Source organism: Leisingera sp. JC1, from assembly GCF_001679925.1.
GTDB lineage: Bacteria > Pseudomonadota > Alphaproteobacteria > Rhodobacterales > Rhodobacteraceae > Leisingera.
This window is the reverse complement of record NZ_LYUZ01000092.1, coordinates 82,182-98,562: the sequence shown is the minus strand read 5'-3', so window position 1 is coordinate 98,562 and position 16,381 is coordinate 82,182. Positions and strand designations below refer to the sequence as shown.

The window sequence follows — 16,381 nt, the reverse complement described above, 5'->3', positions numbered from 1 at the left end:
GGACCGGCCCGCCTTGGCCTGAGTGGTCAGGCGTTAGCGCTTGTCGTTGTCCAGGTCTTCGAACTCGGCATCGACGATGTCGTCGTCACCGGGGCCTGCGGATTCGTCGGCTGCTGCCGGCTCGTCGTCGCCTTCTTCGGCCTGCGCCTTGTAGATCGCTTCGCCCAGTTTCATCGCGGCCTCAGTGACGTTCTGGATGCCGGACTTGATCTTCTCGGCGGTCGATTTCTCGTTTTCCAGATCGTCCTTCAGCGCGGCCACGGCCAGCTCGATCACCTCGATGGTGGACGGGTCGACCTTGTCGCCGTGCTCTTCCACCGATTTCTCGGTCGAGTGGATCAGCGATTCGGCCTGGTTCTTGGCTTCGATCAGCTCGCGGCGTTCCTTGTCCGCCTCGGCGTTGTCCTCGGCGTCCTTGACCATCTTTTCGATGTCCTCGTCGGACAGGCCGCCCGATGCCTGGATGGTGATCTGCTGTTCCTTGCCGGTCGCCTTGTCCTTGGCGCCGACCGACACGATGCCGTTGGCGTCGATGTCAAAGGTCACTTCGATCTGCGGCATGCCGCGCGGTGCCGGCGGGATTTCCTCGAGGTTGAACTGGCCGAGCATTTTGTTGTCGGCGGCCATTTCACGCTCACCCTGGAACACGCGGATGGTCACGGCGTTCTGGTTGTCTTCCGCGGTCGAGAACACCTGCGACTTTTTGGTCGGGATGGTGGTGTTGCGGTCGATCAGGCGGGTGAAGACGCCGCCCAGGGTTTCGATGCCCAGGGACAGCGGGGTCACGTCAAGCAGCACCACGTCCTTGACGTCGCCCTGCAGAACGCCGGCCTGGATGGCAGCGCCCATGGCAACCACTTCATCCGGGTTCACGCCTTTGTGCGGCTCCTTGCCGAAGAACTTGGAGACCTCTTCGATGACTTTCGGCATCCGGGTCATGCCGCCGACCAGAACCACCTCGTCAATGTCGCCAGCCGACAGGCCTGCGTCCTTGAGAGCGGCCTTGCACGGATCCATCGAGCGTTTGATCAGATCGGAGACCAGGCTTTCCAGCTTGGCGCGGGTCAGCTTCATCACCATGTGCAGCGGCTGGCCCGAGGAGGGGTCCATCGAGATGAACGGCTGGTTGATCTCGGTCTGCGAGGTGGAGGACAGTTCGATCTTGGCTTTCTCTGCGGCCTCTTTCAGGCGCTGCAGGGCCATCTTGTCCTTGGACAGATCGACACCGTTTTCCTTTTTGAACTCATCCGCCAGGTAGTTGACGATGCGCATGTCGAAGTCTTCGCCGCCCAGGAAGGTGTCGCCGTTGGTCGACTTCACTTCGAACAGGCCGTCGTCGATTTCCAGGATGGTGACGTCGAAGGTGCCGCCGCCGAGGTCATAGACGGCGATGGTCTGGGTGTTTTCCTTGTCCAGGCCATAGGCCAGCGCAGCCGCGGTCGGCTCGTTGATGATGCGCAGCACTTCGAGGCCCGCGATCTTGCCGGCGTCTTTGGTGGCCTGACGCTGGGCGTCGTTGAAGTAGGCAGGCACGGTGATCACCGCCTGGGTGACTTCCTCGCCCAGGTAGGATTCCGCGGTTTCCTTCATTTTGCCCAGGGTGAAGGCAGAGATTTGCGACGGGGAGTATTTCTCACCCTTGGCTTCGACCCATGCGTCGCCGTTGCCGCCGTTGACGATGGAGAACGGCACCATCTTCTTGTCTTTGGCGACGGCGGGGTCGTCGAACCGGCGGCCGATCAGGCGCTTGACGCCGAACACGGTGTTGTCGGGGTTGGTGACGGCCTGGCGTTTGGCCGGCTGGCCGACCAGGCGCTCGTCGTCGGTGAAGGCAACGATCGACGGGGTGGTGCGCGCGCCCTCGGCGTTTTCAATCACGCGGGGCTGGGAGCCGTCCATGATGGCCACGCAGGAGTTGGTGGTACCCAGGTCGATGCCGATAACTTTGCTCATTTTTCGATCCCTTATTACTACTCAAGGCGATTACCCGAGGCCTGAACCCGCAACGGCATCCTGGCCCCGATTGTTTTGCGGTTTGGTCTGCACCTTGCCGCGTCCCGGCGTATATAGGGACGTGAAAACGGCCCTGCAAGCGCTCAGGCACGCCCGGAGGCGTGAATCAATGCGGTTTTTTGCACGGGTCATGGTTAAGGATGGATGAACGGCAATGACCCTGCTGCGGGTGCGCGGATTTGATGTTCACAAGGGGTTTCTGAACCCGGCCCGGCAGGCGGCGCTGATTGAGGCGCTGCGGCCGGTGCTGAAGGCGGCGCCCCTGTTTTCACCCAAGGTGCCCGGCGGCGGGCAGATGTCGGTGCGGATGACCTCGGCCGGGCAATTCGGCTGGTTTTCCGATGCCAGCGGGTACCGTTATGCGGAACAGCATCCCGCGGGCCGGGAATGGCCTGCAATCCCGCCGGAGGTTCTGGATATCTGGACGGAGCTGACCGGGCTGGACCGGCAGCCGGAATGCTGCCTGCTGAACTACTACGGAGAAGGCGCCAAGATGGGGCTGCACCAGGACAAGGATGAGGCGGATTTCTCCTTTCCCGTGGTCTCAATTTCGCTGGGGGATGACGGGCTGTTCCGGATCGGCAGCCAAACGCGGGGCGGCAGGACAGAATCGGTCTGGCTGAGCTCGGGCGATGTGGTTGTGATGGGGGGCGAGGCGCGGCTGACCTATCACGGGGTGGACCGGATCCGGTTCAAATCCTCGCAGCTGCTGCCCAAGGGCGGGCGGATCAACCTGACCTTGCGTGTTGTGACATGACCCCGGCGGGGCGCAAAAGTTTTACGGAAAACTTTTGCCAAGACTTTTTCTGAAAAGTCTTGGGACCGGCGGCTAGGGCAGCAGCGAGCAGCAGCCGGTCAGGACGTCGAGCTGGCCTGTGCTGCGCAGGCGCAGCAGGTCGATCGAAATGCCATAGGTCCGGTCAGACATGCCATCGGAGCAATGCTCTGCCGTCAGGGTGCCGGACAGGCTGATCGCTTCGGGGGCGGACGTTTCGCTGCTGCTCTGGCTTGCTGTGAGGAAGCCGGATTTGCCGCTGCGGCCTGCGGCCGGTTCCCGTGCCAACAGTGTGACGGGGGTTCCCGGACTGTCCGGAGTGCTGAAAATGGCAGCTTCATCCAGTGTCAGAGACCAGAAGGGCTCGGTGCCGAAGCAATCCAGAGCCTGTTCCGGTTGCTCGTGCCAATTGCTGGAAAAGACCCGGTCCAGATACCGCAGAGCGGCCCAGCCGGATTGCTCGCCGCTGTTGACCAGGCCCCATTTGCCGCTGCTGTCAGTCTGCACCACCTCTACCCCGGTTTGGTCCGGTGCCAGGGTTCCGATGATTTCAGAGCTGGCGGAGGGGGCGCTGCGGATGTTCAGCACATCGTCCGATGCAACACCGGTGACACTGTGGAGCGCGGGAAACTGCTGCGCTGCGGCTGGCAGGGCCAGGACGGCCAGCCAGAGAACGGCGGCTGCGCGCAGCCGCCTCACCGCCGTGCGCTCCAGCTGAGGGAGACGTTGCGGCGGGTGTAGAATTCGCCCATCAGGCCAATCACGACCAGCACCAGCGCCACCCAGGCCGCATACTGCCAGGAGCTGAAATGCGGGTTGTAATTGATGAAGACGAAGCCGCGGGCCTGGTCAATGCAGTGAAACAGCGGGTTCCAGTCGAACATCGCCAGCATGAAGCCGGGCAGGGTGTTGGCCAGGAACATCTTGCCGGAGGCAATCATGTTGGCGCGCTGGTAGATCATCATCAGGATGCTGACAAAACTCGGCGCCCAGGGCTTCAGCACCAGAAACACCAGCCCGACGCTGAACCCGGTGATCCAGGACAGCAGCACCATGCCGAATGCGGGAATGGGTTCCTCGATGTGCACGGGGGTATAGGCGACGTGATAGGCAAACAGGATGATGATCAGCGACAGAACCTGAATATAGAGCGCGCCGATGGCGGCGGACAGCAGGGCGACCATCGTGTTCATTGGCGCGTGCTGCATCATCGGGCTGCTGGGGCCCTCGGCGCCGGCGACGGCGCTGACAGTCTTGGTGTGAACCATGAACAGGTACACGCCTGACATCACATAGAGCAGGAAGTCGCCGCGGAGGGCCGCGCCCCGCAGGCCCAGCACCGCAAACATCACATAAAAGGCCAGCACGAACAAAATCGTCTGCATCAGGTTCAGGCCCAGCGCGATGAATGCATTGTTGTGCTTGGAGCGGACACTGCGCACGATGGAATGGAATACCACCTCGCACAAGGCGAAGAAGCCGGACATCCAGGAAGGCTGTGTGCGCTGCTGAAACATGAACCTGCGTTCTTTGCTCTTATCTGATGCGGCTGCTTGCCGTTCTGCTGTCTGCGGATCATAAGGGGCAACAGGCAAATTTTCAATTAAACCCGTATCAGGGAGACCCGCGTGACCTATGAAAACCTGGTGCCCGTGATCCGCAAGCTGGCTATTGAGGCCGGTGCGAAGATCATGGAGATCTACAATTCCGACGATTTCGACGTGAAGGTGAAATCAGACGACAGCCCGGTAACCGCAGCGGATGAAGCGGCAGATGCGCTGATCTCGGCCGGGCTGCGGGCAGCGTTTCCGGACATGATGCTGGTCACCGAGGAGCAGGCAGCCTCGCACAAGGAGCGCGGCGATACCTTCCTGATCGTTGACCCGCTGGACGGCACCAAGGAATTCATCCACCGCCGCGGCGATTTCACCGTCAACATCGCGCTGGTGGAAGAGGGTGTGCCGACCCGGGGCGTGGTTTATGCGCCGGCGCGGCAGCGGATGTTCTTCACCCTGGCCGATGGCAGCGCGGTGGAGGAGACGGGCGCCTTTGATCCGGAGACCATCGGCGAGACCCGCCCCATCCGGGTCGCCGACAGCAACAATTCGGCGCTGATGGTGGTGGCGTCCAAATCGCACCGTGATCAGGCCACTGACGACTACATCAATAAATACAGCGTCAAGGACAGCAAAAGCGCCGGTTCCTCGCTGAAGTTTTGCCTGGTTGCCACCGGCGAGGCGGATCTCTATCCGCGGGTTGGCCGCACCATGGAGTGGGATACCGCAGCGGGCCATGCGGTGCTCGCTGGCGCTGGCGGCAAGGTGGTGCGTTTTGACGATCATTCCCCGCTGAAATACGGTAAAGAGGGCTATGCGAACCCGTTCTTCATCGCCTATGCACCAGCTGTGGAACTGAAGGAAGCCTGATGTCCGTTCTGATCGTCATCCCCGCCCGCTATGCCTCCACCCGCTATCCTGGCAAACCGCTGGTGCCGCTGACCGGGGCCGGCGGCGGGAAACGTTCGCTGGTGGAGCGCTCCTGGCGGGCGGCCTGCTCGGTTGAGGGCGTGGACCGGGTGGTCGTGGCCACGGATGACGATCGCATCAAACAGGCCGCGGAGGGTTTTGGTGCCGAGGTCGTGATGACCTCGGAATCCTGCGCCAACGGCACCGAGCGCTGCGCGGAGGCGCATGCGGCGCTGGGCGGCGGCTATGAAATCGTGGTGAACCTGCAAGGGGACGCGCCGCTGACACCGCATTGGTTTGTCGAGGATCTGGTGGCCGGGCTTCGGGCTGCGCCGGGCATGGGGCTGGCAACACCGGTGCTGCGCTGCAACGGCGAGACGCTGAACAGCCTGCTGGCCGACCGCAAGGCCGGCCGGGTCGGCGGCACCACCGCAGTATTTGCCGCGGACCATAGTGCGCTCTATTTCTCCAAGGAAGTGGTGCCTTATTGCGGTCAGGCTTACGGTGATGGCGAAAATACGCCGGTCTTTCACCATGTCGGCGTCTATGCCTACCGCCCGGATGCCTTGGCGGCGTATCCTGATTGGGATACAGGGCCGCTGGAACGGCTCGAAGGGCTGGAGCAGCTGCGGTTTCTTGAGAACGGGCGCAAGGTGCTGTGTGTAGAGGTGGAGGCGCGCGGCCGCGAGTTCTGGGAACTGAACAACCCGGAGGACGTGCCGCGGCTGGAAGCCATGATGAAGAAGATGGGGCTCGAGTGAGTGCTGTATGGTAATGAGAAACAGAACAAACAGGATGCTGCCCCTGAACGGCAGCAGGGGGCAGCGGGCAGTTGCTTCACATTTTTTTGGAGAAAGCCGGGTATGATGCGCGCCAGTTTTGCTGCGTCTTGTGCATGTGCCTGTGTCCGGCGCGGAATTTGAGTACAGAGAGAACATCATGCGTAAAAAAGTAACCAAAGCGATTTTTCCGGTTGCGGGCCTGGGCACCAGATTCCTGCCGGCAACCAAATCCGTGCCCAAGGAAATCATGACTCTGGTCGACCGGCCGCTGGTGCAATACGCCATCGACGAGGCGCGCGCTGCCGGGATCAAGGAGTTCATCTTTGTCACCTCGCGCGGCAAAGGCGCGCTGGAAGACTACTTTGACCACTCGCCGGTTCTGGAACAGGAGCTGCGCAAGAAGGGCAAGGATGATCTGCTGGAAATCCTCAAGAGCACCGACATGGAATCCGGCGCGATTGCCTATATCCGCCAGCACAAGGCGCTGGGCTTGGGCCATGCGGTGTGGTGCGCCCGCCGCCTGATCGCCAATGAGCCCTTTGCGGTGATCCTGCCGGATGATGTGATCGCGGCAGAGAAGCCCTGCCTGCAGCAGATGGTCGAGGCCTATGAGGAAACCGGCGGCAACATGGTTGCCGCGATGGAGGTTCCGCCGGAGAAGACTTCGTCTTACGGTGTGCTCGACGTGAAGGACGATATGGGCCAGGTGGTTGCCGCCAACGGCATGGTCGAGAAGCCCAAGATGGAAGATGCGCCGTCGAACCTGGCGGTCATCGGCCGCTATATCCTGGCGCCGTCGGTTCTGAAGAACCTCAACAAGATGAAGCAGGGCGCGGGCGGAGAAATCCAGCTGACCGACGCGATCGCAGAAGACATTGCCCAGGACGTGCCGGTCTACGGCTACCGCTTCCGCGGCCAGCGGTTCGATTGCGGCTCCAAGGCGGGCTTCCTGCAGGCAACTGTTGCCTTTGCGCTGGCGCGCGATGAGCTGCGGGACGATCTGATGAACTACATCACCGAGATTGCGCAAGTCGGCAAGGCCGCGCAGTAACCACACTGGCCGCCCTACGGGGCGGCTTTGTTCGCATGGGGCAGAGACAGTGACCAATATCCTTGTGACCGGCGGCGCCGGATACATCGGCTCGCACGCCTGCAAGGCACTGAAGGCGGCGGGTTACACGCCCGTGACCTACGACAACCTGGTGACCGGATGGCAGGACGCGGTCAAGTTCGGTCCCTTCGAGAAGGGCGACCTGACTGACCGCAACCGCCTGGATGAGGTGTTTGCCAAGTATCAGCCGGCTGCAGTGATGCATTTCGCGGCGCTCAGCCAGGTTGGCGAGGCGATGAGCGAGCCGGGCCGTTACTGGGCCAACAACACTGGCGGGTCGCTCAACCTGATCGAGGCCGCGGTGGCAGCGGGCTGTCAGGACTTCGTGTTCTCCTCCACCTGTGCCACCTATGGCGAGCATGACAATGTGGTGCTGGATGAAAACACTCCGCAGCTGCCGCTGAATGCTTATGGCGCCTCCAAGCGCGCGGTGGAGGATATCCTTAAGGACTTCGGTGCTGCGCATGGGCTGCGGTCGGTGATCTTCCGCTATTTCAACGTAGCGGGTGCCGACCCTGAGGCAGAGGTGGGTGAGTTCCACCGCCCCGAAACCCATCTGGTGCCGCTGGTGCTGGATGCGATTGCCGGCAAGCGCGATGCGCTGACCATCTTCGGCACTGACTACGATACTCCGGACGGCACCTGCATCCGCGATTATGTGCATGTCTGCGACCTGGTGGACGCGCATGTGCTGGGCCTGAAATGGCTGGAGGAGGGCAAGGGCAGCCAGGTGTTCAATCTGGGCACCGGCAGCGGTTTCTCGGTGCGCGAGGTGATGGACAAGGCCGAAGCTGTGACCGGGCAGAAAGTGCCCTGCAACACCGGCCCGCGCCGGGCGGGCGACTGCACCAAGCTGGTGTCGGGATCGACCCGCGCGGTCACCGATCTGGGCTGGGAGCCGCGCCGATCTACCCTGGAAACGATGATCGCCGACGCCTGGAAATGGCATAAGACAGGCCACTACGAGAGCTGAGGATGGCACAGTCCGCCGCCCCTGATCTGCCGCCGCTGGGCCTCACCGGGGCCTACAGGCTGCGGTGGAAGCGGCGGCGGTTGCTTTGGCGGGCCCTGCGCGCGCGCCATCAGCTGCAGAAGGTGGCGGACCGCACCCGGGAGATCCCTGCACAGGGTGTTCTGGTCTTTTCCGTGCTGCGCAATGAGATCACCCGGCTGCCCTATTTTCTGGAGCACTACCGGCGGCTGGGCGCCGCGCATTTTCTCCTGGTGGACAATGGCAGCACCGATAGCAGTGCTGAGTTGCTGGCCGCGCAACCGGATGTCTCCCTGTGGCGCACGGAGGCCAGCTACCGGGGCACGCGCTTTGGCCTTGACTGGCTGGGCTGGCTGCTGATCCGCCACGGCCACCGGCGCTGGTGCCTGACGGTGGATGCGGATGAGCTGCTGGTCTATTCCGGGATGGAGGCGCACGGGCTGAGCAGCCTGACGCAGCGGTTGGAGCGGGACGGCCGTGAGGGGTTCGGTGCCTTGATGCTGGACCTGTATCCCAAGGGGCCGCTGGACAGCCAGACCTATGAGCCGGGGCAGGACCCCTGCGAGGTGCTGCAGTGGTTCGATGACGGCCCCTACCGGGCGGTGCGGCAGCAGCCGAAGGGCAACCTGTGGGTCCAGGGCGGGGCGCGTGAAAGGGTGTTTTTCCACGATCAGCCGGAATACTCTCCCACGCTGAACAAACTGCCGCTGGTGCGCTGGAACCGGCGTTACGCATACGTCAATTCCACTCATTCCATGCTGCCGCCGCAGATGAACGGGCTGTACGACGGGCCGGACGGCACGGTGCCCTCCGGGGTGCTGCTGCATACGAAGTTCCTGCCGGAGATTGTTTCCAAATCGGCAACGGAAAAGCAGCGGCAGCAGCATTTCCACACGCCGCATCTGTTTGACGGCTACTATGACCGGATTACCGGGGGCCCGGATTTGTGGCACAGCGGGGCGGTGCGGTACCAGGGCCCGGATCAGCTGGCCGGGCTGGGATTGATGGTGCCGGTTGACTGGTGACGCAAGGGGCAGAGTTTCCTGACTGTTGCAGCTGCGCCGTGCGCTTGCGTAACCGTTTCTAAATCCATTGTTAATACACTGAGCGCGTGACATATTGCGCGGAAACTTGCCGGTGGCCAGAAGGCCGCGGCAGGCGGGTGCGCTCCTTGGAAAATGGTTTGGAGTAAACGTGGGGCTTTGGGATTCTTACCGGATGCGGTTGCGGCGCAAACGGCGGCTGGTCCGCGCGGTGCGCAAATCCGGTGAGCTGACCGTGCTGCAGGACCACACCCGGGCGATCCGGCCAAGGGATATCCTGCTGGTCTGCACCATGCGAAATGAGCAGATCCGGCTGCCCTATTTCCTCCAGTACTACCGCAGCATGGGGATCAATCATTTCCTGTTCGTGGACAATGACTCCTCCGACGGCACGGTGGAATATTTGCGCGGGATGGAGGATGTCTCGCTGTGGCACACCGCTGCCAGCTATAAGCGCGCGGGCTTCGGTATCGACTGGATGAACTACCTCAAGCGCAAATACGCGCATGATCACTGGGTGCTGGTGGTCGATCCGGATGAGTTCTTCATCTACCCGTTCTGCGACACAAGGCCGATCCGGGCGCTGACGGATTGGCTGGACAATTCGGCAATCCGCAGCTTCTCGGCGATGCTCTTGGATGTGTACCCCAAAGGGCGGATCGGCGAGGTGCCTTACCAGCCGGGGCAGAACCCGCTGGAGATCGCCCATTGGTTCGACAGCGGCAATTACACCATCAGCCGCAATCCGGAATACGGGAACCTGTGGATCCAGGGCGGTCCGCGGGCGCGGGTGTTCTTTGCCGATGAGCCCAAGAAGGCGCCTGCGCTGAACAAGATCCCGCTGGTCAAATGGCACCGGCGCTATGCCTATGCCAGCTCCACGCATGCGCTGCTGCCGCGCGGGCTGAATCAGGTCTATGAGACCGATGGCGGAGAAAAGGCCAGCGGCATGCTGCTGCACGCCAAGTTCCTGGACACGTTCACCGCCAAGGCCGAGGAGGAGCTGGTGCGGGGCCAGCATTACGGCGGATCGGCAGAGTACAAGGCCTATGCCGAAAAGTTGGCAGAGCAGCCGGAACTGTGGTGCAAATGGAGCGAGAAATACATCAACTGGCGCCAGCTTGAAATTCTGGGGCTGATGTCCAAGGGGAACTGGGCATGAACTCGGTCGGTGTGGTCATGCTGGTGCACACTGCGCTGGACCGCGCGGCGCAGGTGGTGGGCCACTGGACCGCAGCGGGCTGCCCGGTGGTGCTGCACGTGGACCGCAAAGTCAGCCGTGCGGTGTTCGACCGCTTCTGTCAGTCGCTGGATGGCAATCCGCTGGTTCGGTTCTCCGCGCGCCACCGCTGCGAATGGGGGACCTGGGGCATTGTGGCGGCCTCGCAGTCGGCGTCGGAGGTGATGCTGGCGGAGTTTCCGGATGTGCGCCACGTCTATCTGGCCTCCGGTTCCTGCCTGCCGCTGAGGCCGGTGCAGGAACTGGCCGAATACCTGGCTGCGCGCCCGGATACCGATTTCATCGAAAGCGCCACCACCGCGGATGTGCCCTGGATCGTTGGCGGCCTCAGCCATGAGCGGTTCACGCTGCGGTTCCCGTTCTCGTGGAAAAAGCACCGCTACCTGTTCGACCGTTATGTCAGCCTGCAGCGCAAACTGCGCTTCAAGCGGCGGATCCCGCCCGGGCTGGTGCCGCATATGGGCAGCCAGTGGTGGTGCCTGACGCGCAAGACCCTGACGGCGATCCTGCAGGATCCGGAGCGCCCGGTCTATGACACCTATTTCCGCAAGGTCTGGATCCCGGATGAAAGCTACTTCCAGACCCTGGCGCGGCTGCACTCCAGCAACATCGAAAGCCGCTCCCTGACGCTGAGCAAGTTCGATTTCCAGGGCAAGCCGCATATCTTCTACGACGATCATCTGCAGCTCTTGCGCCGCTCGGACTGTTTTGTCGCGCGCAAGATCTGGCCGCATGCAAACAGGCTCTATCAAGCCTTCCTGAGCGATCAGGCAGGGGTAATGAAGCGGACGGAACCGAACCCTGGCAAGATCGACCGCATCTTTGCCAAGGCGGTGGAGCGGCGCACCCGCGGACGGCCCGGTCTCTATATGCAGAGCCGGTTTCCCGGACATGGATCCGAGAATGGGGTCACTTCCAGCCCTTACTCGGTCTTTCAGGGATTTTCCGAGCTGTTCGAGGATTTCGAAACCTGGCTGGCACGCACGACCGGCAGCAAGGTGCACGGGCATATCTTCGCGCCGGATGGGGCTGAATTCTCTGAAGGGCAGAGCCTGATCAACGGCTGCCTGAACAGCAGCGCCGGATTGCGCGACTATAACCCGGAGAGCTTTCTGACCAGCCTGATCTGGAACACCCGCGGCGAGCGGCAGTGCTTTCAGTTCGGGCCGCGCAGCAATCAGGCGGTGAACTGGCTGGTGGCGCGGGATACCAATGCGCAGGTCTCAGTCATCAGCGGTGCCTGGGCGATTCCGCTGTTCAAGTCCAGCCGCAATTTCGCGGAGCTGCGCCAGGAGGCGGCCAGGCTGCAGCAGAGAGAGGCGGAGCAGTTGCAGATCCTGCGCTCCCAATGGACCAAGGCGCGGGTGCGGATCTGGACCATGGCAGAGTTTGTTGAAGCCCCGATGGAGCCTTTGCAAACCATTGCTGACGAAATCGGTCCGCTGTCGGCCCGGCATTTAAGCGAAGCCCCCAGGATGACGGATCTTGAAGGCTTCGGGCAGTTTCTGCAGAATCTGAAGAACCAGGGCATGCACCCTTATCTGATGGGGGACTTTCCGGTCGAACATAGCCCTGCAAGCCCGTCCAAGCCGCAGCGCAAACCTTATCTGGTGCGATAATCCCCTATGTCTGATCCTTACTTTGATTACTTTGCCGTTTTTGCCGAAATGCGGACCGGTTCCAATTTCCTGGAAACCAACCTGAATGCCTTTGACCGGCTGTCATGCCATGGCGAGGCGTTTAATCCGCATTTCATCGGCTACCCGAACAGAGCGGACATTCTGGGTGTGACCCAAGCGGAGCGGGACGCGGATCCGGTGCGTCTGATCCGGAAAATCAAGGCGGAGCCAAGCGTTCTGGGGGGCTTTCGCTATTTTCACGATCACGATCCGCGGGTGCTGGACCAGATGCTGGAGGATCCGCGCTGCGCCAAGATCATCCTGACCCGTAACCCGCTGGACAGCTATGTGTCGTGGAAGATTGCCCAGGAAACCGGCCAGTGGAAGCTGACCGATGTGAAGCGCCGCAAGGACGCCAAGGCGCGGTTTGACGCAGCGGAGTTTGCAGCCCATGTGGAGGCGCTGCAGGAATTCCAGGTCAGTCTTCTGAACCGGCTGCAGGCCTTGGGGCAGACGGCGTTCTACGTGGCCTACGAAGACCTGCAGAGCCTTGAAGTGATGAACGGTCTGGCCCGCTGGCTGGGGGTTTCGCAGCAGCTGGAGGCGCTTGACGGCAGTCTCAAGCGGCAGAACCCGGCGCCGGTGCTGGCCAAGGTGGCCAATCCCGAAGAAATGCAGGACGCGCTGGCCGGCATGGACCGGTTCAATCTGACACGGACCCCGAATTTCGAACCTCGCCGCGGCCCGGCGGTGCCGGGCTACGTGGCGGGGGCCGTGACGCCGATCCTGTATCTGCCCCTGAAGGGCGGGCCGGAGGCCGGCGTGGTGCAATGGATGGCCGGGCTGGACCAGGTGACGCCGGAGAGCCTGGTCCAGGGTATGAACCAGAAGCAGTTGCGCCAGTGGAAACGCCGAAACAAGGGGTTCCGCAGCTTTACAGTTCTCCGCCATCCGGCGGCGCGGGCGCATGCCGTGTTCTGCCGGCGGATCCTGAACGCTGGCGCGGGCAGTTACGGGCAGATCCGCAACACGCTGCGCCGGCAGTTCAAACTGCCGGTTCCGGAGGCGGGGCCAGACGCCGGATATTCGCGGGCCCAGCACCGTGACGCCTTTGCCGGGTTTCTGGAGTTTGTGCGCGCCAGCCTTGCCGGGCAAACCCCGGTGCGGGTGGATGCGGAGTGGGCAACGCAAGCCCAGGCACTGGCCGGGTTCGCCGAACTGGGCACGCCGGATCTGCTGATCCGCGAGGACGAGATGGGCGAAGACCTGCCTGCGCTGGCCCGCAAGCTGGGCCGGATGGAGCCGGGGGCGGTCCCGGAAGCCGGGCCGGAGACGCCTTTTGCACTGGCGGATATCTATGATGCGGAGCTGGAGGCACTGATTGCCTCAGTCTACCAGCGCGATTACCTGGCGTTTGGATTCGGTCCCTGGCAGCAGGGCTGACCCTTCGCGACAGCAAAAGCGGGAGCTCCCGCGCCCGCCGGCTGTTCAGCGGGCTGAACAGCCGGAACGGCCTGCCGCTGCCATAGCGGTTCTCAGGACGGCATGTGACGAAGAGGGGAGCGCCACCCGGCCGGGGCCGCAGGCCGCGGCCCGGGCGCGGCCCAACGGGAAGAGCGCTGCCGTCAGGCTGCCGATGACGGGCGGGAGAATTGCCGGTGCCGAAGAGGTGAGGCGCGCCGGGGAAAGTGGCAGTGCGGACCAGCGGCAGGCACTGCCTGGTGCTTCAGGCGGCCTGGACGGATTGGCCTTCGGTCAGGATGGTATAGAGCGTGGCCGGGTCGTGGTTGGCGCGCAGCTTGGTGCAGAAGCTCTGTTCGCGCAGAGTGCGGGACACCAGCGCCAGTGCTTTCAGGTGCTCGACCCCGGCATCCTCGGGGGCGAACAGGGCAAAGGCGATATCCACCGGCTGGCGGTCGACGGCGCCAAACTCCAGCGGTTTTTCCAGGATCAGGAAGGTGCCGCAGACCTCGCTGATGGTCTCAAGACGGGCATGCGGCAGGGCGACGCCATGGCCGACCCCGGTGGGGCCGAGGCTCTCGCGATCCAGCAAGGCCTCGACCGTGGGCTGCGCGTCCAGCCCGTAGGCCGACTGAGCGACATCCGCGATTTCCTGGAACAAGCGCTTCTTGCTGGAGACCGCACCGATAACCCGGACGGCCTCTGGCTTGAGGATGCTGGAAATCTGCATGTGTCTGCTCCGTTCCGGCGCCCCGTTCGGGGGCGCCGATGCCTTAGGTGTGTTTACGGATCGATCCAGCCGATGTTGCCGTCGTCGCGGCGGTAGACCACATTCAACCCGTCTTTGCCTTCATTGCGGAAGACCAGCACCGGTGCGCCTGCCAGTTCCATCTGCATCACCGCTTCCCCGACAGACAGGGAGGGGATACGGGTCTCCATTTCGGCGACGATGATCGGCTGCAGCGAGTCCGGTTCGGAATCCGCTTCCTCAGAGGCGAGGATATACGAGTTGGCGCCCAGATGTTCAACCGGCTCGCTGCGGTCCTTGTGGTGATCCTTGAGGCGGCGCTTGTAGCGGCGCAGCTGCTTTTCCATTTTCTCGCAGCAAGCGTCGAAGGCAGCGTAGATTTCGGTTTCGTGGGCTTTCGCCTGCGCGCTCAGCCCGGTCGACAGATGGACGGTGGCTTCACACACATATTCATGCGCCGAACGGGAAAAGACCACAGTCGCGTCGGTTGGGCGCTCGGCGTATTTTTGTACGGCCGAACCCAGCTCGTTCTGCACATGAACCTGCAGAGCGTCGCCGATGTCGATCTGTTTGCCGCTGATTTTGTAACGCATGTGATCTCCTTCACAATTTATTGCGGCCGGGCCCGCCGCCAAGGCAATCCTTGGCGGTGTCACGTCAGGTCCGGAACCGGGGGGCAGGCCAGCCGTCCGGTTGCATCGGTCCGGGCCTTGTCGCCAAGGCTGTTGTTCGGACTGCATCGGACTGCGCGTATGCCATAGGTCAATTCGACGGCAAGACAGCGGGAGAGTCAATGGATAACCCGAAAAAAGAAGTCTGGGTTTTCAGCGGTTATTTGCTGCCGCGGAAGCGCGGAAAGGGTCAGGAAATACGGAAGTTATCGCCCAAATAGACACGGCGGACATTCTCGTTTTCCACCACCTCTTCAGGGCTGCCGGACATCAGCACCTGGCCGTCGTGCAGGATATAGGCACGGTCGACGATTTCCAGCGTTTCGCGCACGTTGTGATCGGTGATCAGCACCCCGATGCCGCGTTTCTTGAGGTCTGCCACCAGGTGACGGATGTCACCGACGGAAATCGGGTCGACGCCGGCGAAAGGTTCATCCAGCAGCAGGTATTTCGGGTTGGCGGCCAGGCAGCGGGCGATCTCGACGCGCCGGCGCTCACCGCCCGACAGTGCCAGCGCAGGCGCGCGGCGCAGGTGCTCAATCGAGAAATCCGACAGGAGTTCTTCCAGCCGCTCGCGGCGTTTGTGCTCATGCTTTTGCGAGATGTCCAGAACGGCAGAGATGTTGTCCTCCACCGACAACCCGCGGAAAATCGACATTTCCTGCGGCAGGTAACCGATGCCCAGGCGCGCGCGGCGGTACATCGGCAGGCCGGTCACGTTCTGGCCGTCAATGGTGACGGTGCCGGCTTCGGGAAACACCAGGCCGGCAATCGTGTAGAAGCTGGTGGTCTTGCCAGAGCCGTTGGGGCCAAGCAGGGCCACCACCTCACCCCGGTTCAAAGACAGGGAGACGTCCCGGATCACCACCTTCTTGCGGTAGGATTTGCGCAGCCGTTCGATGCGCAGCCCGGAGGAGCCTTCCGTCACTTTCAGGTCTGGTTTCGCCATCAGTTGCTGCCGCCGTTCGGGTTGAGGATGGTTTTCACGCGGCCGGCCATCTGCGCGGTGCCGGAGGTGAGGTTCACCTCCAACCGGTTCGAGGCAAGCGTCCCGTTTTCCTGATTTAGCAGCACGTTGCCGGTCATCACGACCGTTCCTCGGTCGATGGTGTACTCTGCGTACTGAGACTCGGCAGCGTCCGGGCCGCTGACCAGAACCACGTTGCCGGTGGCCTCCAGCCGTTCGATGCCGCCTTCGCCGCCGCTTTCTTCTGCCGTCTTGTAGATAACCAGAACCGTGTCGGCGGACAGCCGCATGACGCCCTGCACGATCAGGACATTGCCGGTGAATTCAGCCGATCCGTCGGCCTGGTTCACAGCAAGGTTGTCGGCGGTGACTTCAACCGGCAGGCTCGGGTCGGCCTTGACCGCGCCGAAGGCCACGGAGGCTGTTTGTGCCAGTGCGAGGCCGGGAAATACCGCGAGAGGCAGGCTGAAAATCAATGCGCGCAAATAAGACACA

The 16,381-nt window shown here is 62.5% G+C and carries 16 protein-coding genes; 9 read left to right on the top strand and 7 right to left on the bottom strand.

Features of this window, described 5'->3' with window-relative positions; all coding sequences use genetic code 11:
• Positions 1-33: 33 nt before the first annotated feature.
• Entirely contained in the window at positions 34-1,953 is a 1,920-nt protein-coding gene (gene dnaK, locus A9D60_RS13210) for a molecular chaperone DnaK (protein ID WP_065268035.1), read from the bottom strand.
• 214 nt (positions 1,954-2,167) lie between these two features.
• Here dnaK and A9D60_RS13205 point away from each other — a divergent pair, with 214 nt between their 5' ends.
• Positions 2,168-2,770, top strand: coding sequence for an alpha-ketoglutarate-dependent dioxygenase AlkB family protein (locus A9D60_RS13205; protein ID WP_065268034.1), 603 nt, complete (start codon positions 2,168-2,170; stop codon positions 2,768-2,770).
• Positions 2,771-2,842: 72 nt separating this feature from the next.
• Here A9D60_RS13205 and A9D60_RS13200 read toward each other — a convergent pair whose 3' ends face one another.
• Both A9D60_RS13200 and A9D60_RS13195 read right to left on the bottom strand, forming a co-directional pair.
• Positions 2,843-3,487: an SH3 domain-containing protein gene (locus A9D60_RS13200; protein ID WP_065268033.1), complete on the bottom strand. Its 645-nt coding sequence runs from the start codon at positions 3,485-3,487 to the stop codon at positions 2,843-2,845.
• Entirely contained in the window at positions 3,484-4,305 is an 822-nt protein-coding gene (locus A9D60_RS13195; protein ID WP_065268032.1) for an ABC transporter permease, read from the bottom strand. Before A9D60_RS13195 ends, A9D60_RS13200 begins: the two co-directional genes overlap by 4 nt.
• A 111-nt stretch (positions 4,306-4,416) precedes the next feature.
• Here A9D60_RS13195 and cysQ point away from each other — a divergent pair, with 111 nt between their 5' ends.
• The 8 genes from cysQ to A9D60_RS13155 all read left to right on the top strand — a co-directional run bounded on the left by cysQ (position 4,417) and on the right by A9D60_RS13155 (position 13,482).
• Positions 4,417-5,214 carry a 3'(2'),5'-bisphosphate nucleotidase CysQ gene (cysQ, locus tag A9D60_RS13190; protein WP_065268031.1) on the top strand — a complete coding sequence of 266 codons (798 nt, stop codon included), beginning with the start codon at positions 4,417-4,419 and terminating at the stop codon, positions 5,212-5,214.
• Positions 5,214-6,014: a 3-deoxy-manno-octulosonate cytidylyltransferase gene (locus tag A9D60_RS13185; protein WP_065268030.1), complete on the top strand. Its 801-nt coding sequence runs from the start codon at positions 5,214-5,216 to the stop codon at positions 6,012-6,014. Before cysQ ends, A9D60_RS13185 begins: the two co-directional genes overlap by 1 nt.
• 178 nt (positions 6,015-6,192) lie before the next feature.
• Positions 6,193-7,086 carry a UTP--glucose-1-phosphate uridylyltransferase GalU gene (galU, locus tag A9D60_RS13180; protein ID WP_065268142.1) on the top strand — a complete coding sequence of 298 codons (894 nt, stop codon included), beginning with the start codon at positions 6,193-6,195 and terminating at the stop codon, positions 7,084-7,086.
• A 49-nt stretch (positions 7,087-7,135) separates the two neighbouring features.
• Complete coding sequence (gene galE / locus A9D60_RS13175) at positions 7,136-8,119, top strand: UDP-glucose 4-epimerase GalE (RefSeq protein WP_065268029.1); 984 nt, start codon at positions 7,136-7,138, stop codon at positions 8,117-8,119.
• A 2-nt stretch (positions 8,120-8,121) separates the two neighbouring features.
• A complete protein-coding gene (locus A9D60_RS13170) occupies positions 8,122-9,162 on the top strand; it encodes a glycosyltransferase family 2 protein (RefSeq protein ID WP_065268028.1) in 1,041 nt (346 codons plus the stop codon).
• A gap of 193 nt (positions 9,163-9,355) precedes the next feature.
• Positions 9,356-10,342 (top strand): glycosyltransferase family 2 protein, encoded by a 987-nt coding sequence (locus tag A9D60_RS13165; protein ID WP_065268141.1) that lies wholly within the window; start codon positions 9,356-9,358, stop codon positions 10,340-10,342.
• Complete coding sequence (locus A9D60_RS13160; protein ID WP_065268027.1) at positions 10,339-12,039, top strand: DUF5927 domain-containing protein; 1,701 nt, start codon at positions 10,339-10,341, stop codon at positions 12,037-12,039. The genes A9D60_RS13165 and A9D60_RS13160 overlap by 4 nt, the downstream gene beginning before the upstream one ends.
• A 6-nt stretch (positions 12,040-12,045) precedes the next feature.
• Positions 12,046-13,482 (top strand): sulfotransferase family 2 domain-containing protein, encoded by a 1,437-nt coding sequence (locus A9D60_RS13155; RefSeq protein ID WP_065268026.1) that lies wholly within the window; start codon positions 12,046-12,048, stop codon positions 13,480-13,482.
• Positions 13,483-13,765: 283 nt separating this feature from the next.
• On the opposite strand, the gene A9D60_RS13150 is transcribed toward A9D60_RS13155, so the two are convergent.
• The 4 genes from A9D60_RS13150 to A9D60_RS13135 all read right to left on the bottom strand — a co-directional run bounded on the left by A9D60_RS13150 (position 13,766) and on the right by A9D60_RS13135 (position 16,380).
• Positions 13,766-14,230, bottom strand: coding sequence for a PTS sugar transporter subunit IIA (locus A9D60_RS13150; protein WP_065268025.1), 465 nt, complete (start codon positions 14,228-14,230; stop codon positions 13,766-13,768).
• A 53-nt stretch (positions 14,231-14,283) separates the two neighbouring features.
• On the bottom strand, positions 14,284-14,841 hold the full coding sequence (gene hpf / locus A9D60_RS13145; protein ID WP_039184851.1) for a ribosome hibernation-promoting factor, HPF/YfiA family: 558 nt from the start codon (positions 14,839-14,841) through the stop codon (positions 14,284-14,286).
• A 268-nt stretch (positions 14,842-15,109) separates the two neighbouring features.
• Entirely contained in the window at positions 15,110-15,868 is a 759-nt protein-coding gene (gene lptB, locus A9D60_RS13140) for an LPS export ABC transporter ATP-binding protein (RefSeq protein WP_039184848.1), read from the bottom strand.
• The gene (locus A9D60_RS13135) at positions 15,868-16,380 is read right to left on the bottom strand and encodes an LptA/OstA family protein (RefSeq protein ID WP_039184847.1); all 513 of its coding nucleotides are present in this window, start codon (positions 16,378-16,380) and stop codon (positions 15,868-15,870) included. The genes lptB and A9D60_RS13135 overlap by 1 nt, the downstream gene beginning before the upstream one ends.
• Position 16,381 lies beyond the last annotated feature (1 nt).

Bases quoted from the DNA above. Each gene is read 5' to 3' on its own strand.
- dnaK (WP_065268035.1), bottom strand. From the start codon at position 1,953: ATGAGCAAAGTTATCGGCATCGACCTGGGTACCACCAACTCCTGCGTG.
- A9D60_RS13205 (WP_065268034.1), top strand. From the start codon at position 2,168: ATGACCCTGCTGCGGGTGCGCGGATTTGATGTTCACAAGGGGTTTCTG.
- A9D60_RS13195 (WP_065268032.1), bottom strand. From the start codon at position 4,305: ATGTTTCAGCAGCGCACACAGCCTTCCTGGATGTCCGGCTTCTTCGCC.
- A9D60_RS13185 (WP_065268030.1), top strand. From the start codon at position 5,214: ATGTCCGTTCTGATCGTCATCCCCGCCCGCTATGCCTCCACCCGCTAT.
- galU (WP_065268142.1), top strand. From the start codon at position 6,193: ATGCGTAAAAAAGTAACCAAAGCGATTTTTCCGGTTGCGGGCCTGGGC.
- A9D60_RS13170 (WP_065268028.1), top strand. From the start codon at position 8,122: ATGGCACAGTCCGCCGCCCCTGATCTGCCGCCGCTGGGCCTCACCGGG.
- A9D60_RS13165 (WP_065268141.1), top strand. From the start codon at position 9,356: ATGCGGTTGCGGCGCAAACGGCGGCTGGTCCGCGCGGTGCGCAAATCC.
- A9D60_RS13160 (WP_065268027.1), top strand. From the start codon at position 10,339: ATGAACTCGGTCGGTGTGGTCATGCTGGTGCACACTGCGCTGGACCGC.
- A9D60_RS13155 (WP_065268026.1), top strand. From the start codon at position 12,046: ATGTCTGATCCTTACTTTGATTACTTTGCCGTTTTTGCCGAAATGCGG.
- A9D60_RS13150 (WP_065268025.1), bottom strand. From the start codon at position 14,230: ATGCAGATTTCCAGCATCCTCAAGCCAGAGGCCGTCCGGGTTATCGGT.
- hpf (WP_039184851.1), bottom strand. From the start codon at position 14,841: ATGCGTTACAAAATCAGCGGCAAACAGATCGACATCGGCGACGCTCTG.
- lptB (WP_039184848.1), bottom strand. From the start codon at position 15,868: ATGGCGAAACCAGACCTGAAAGTGACGGAAGGCTCCTCCGGGCTGCGC.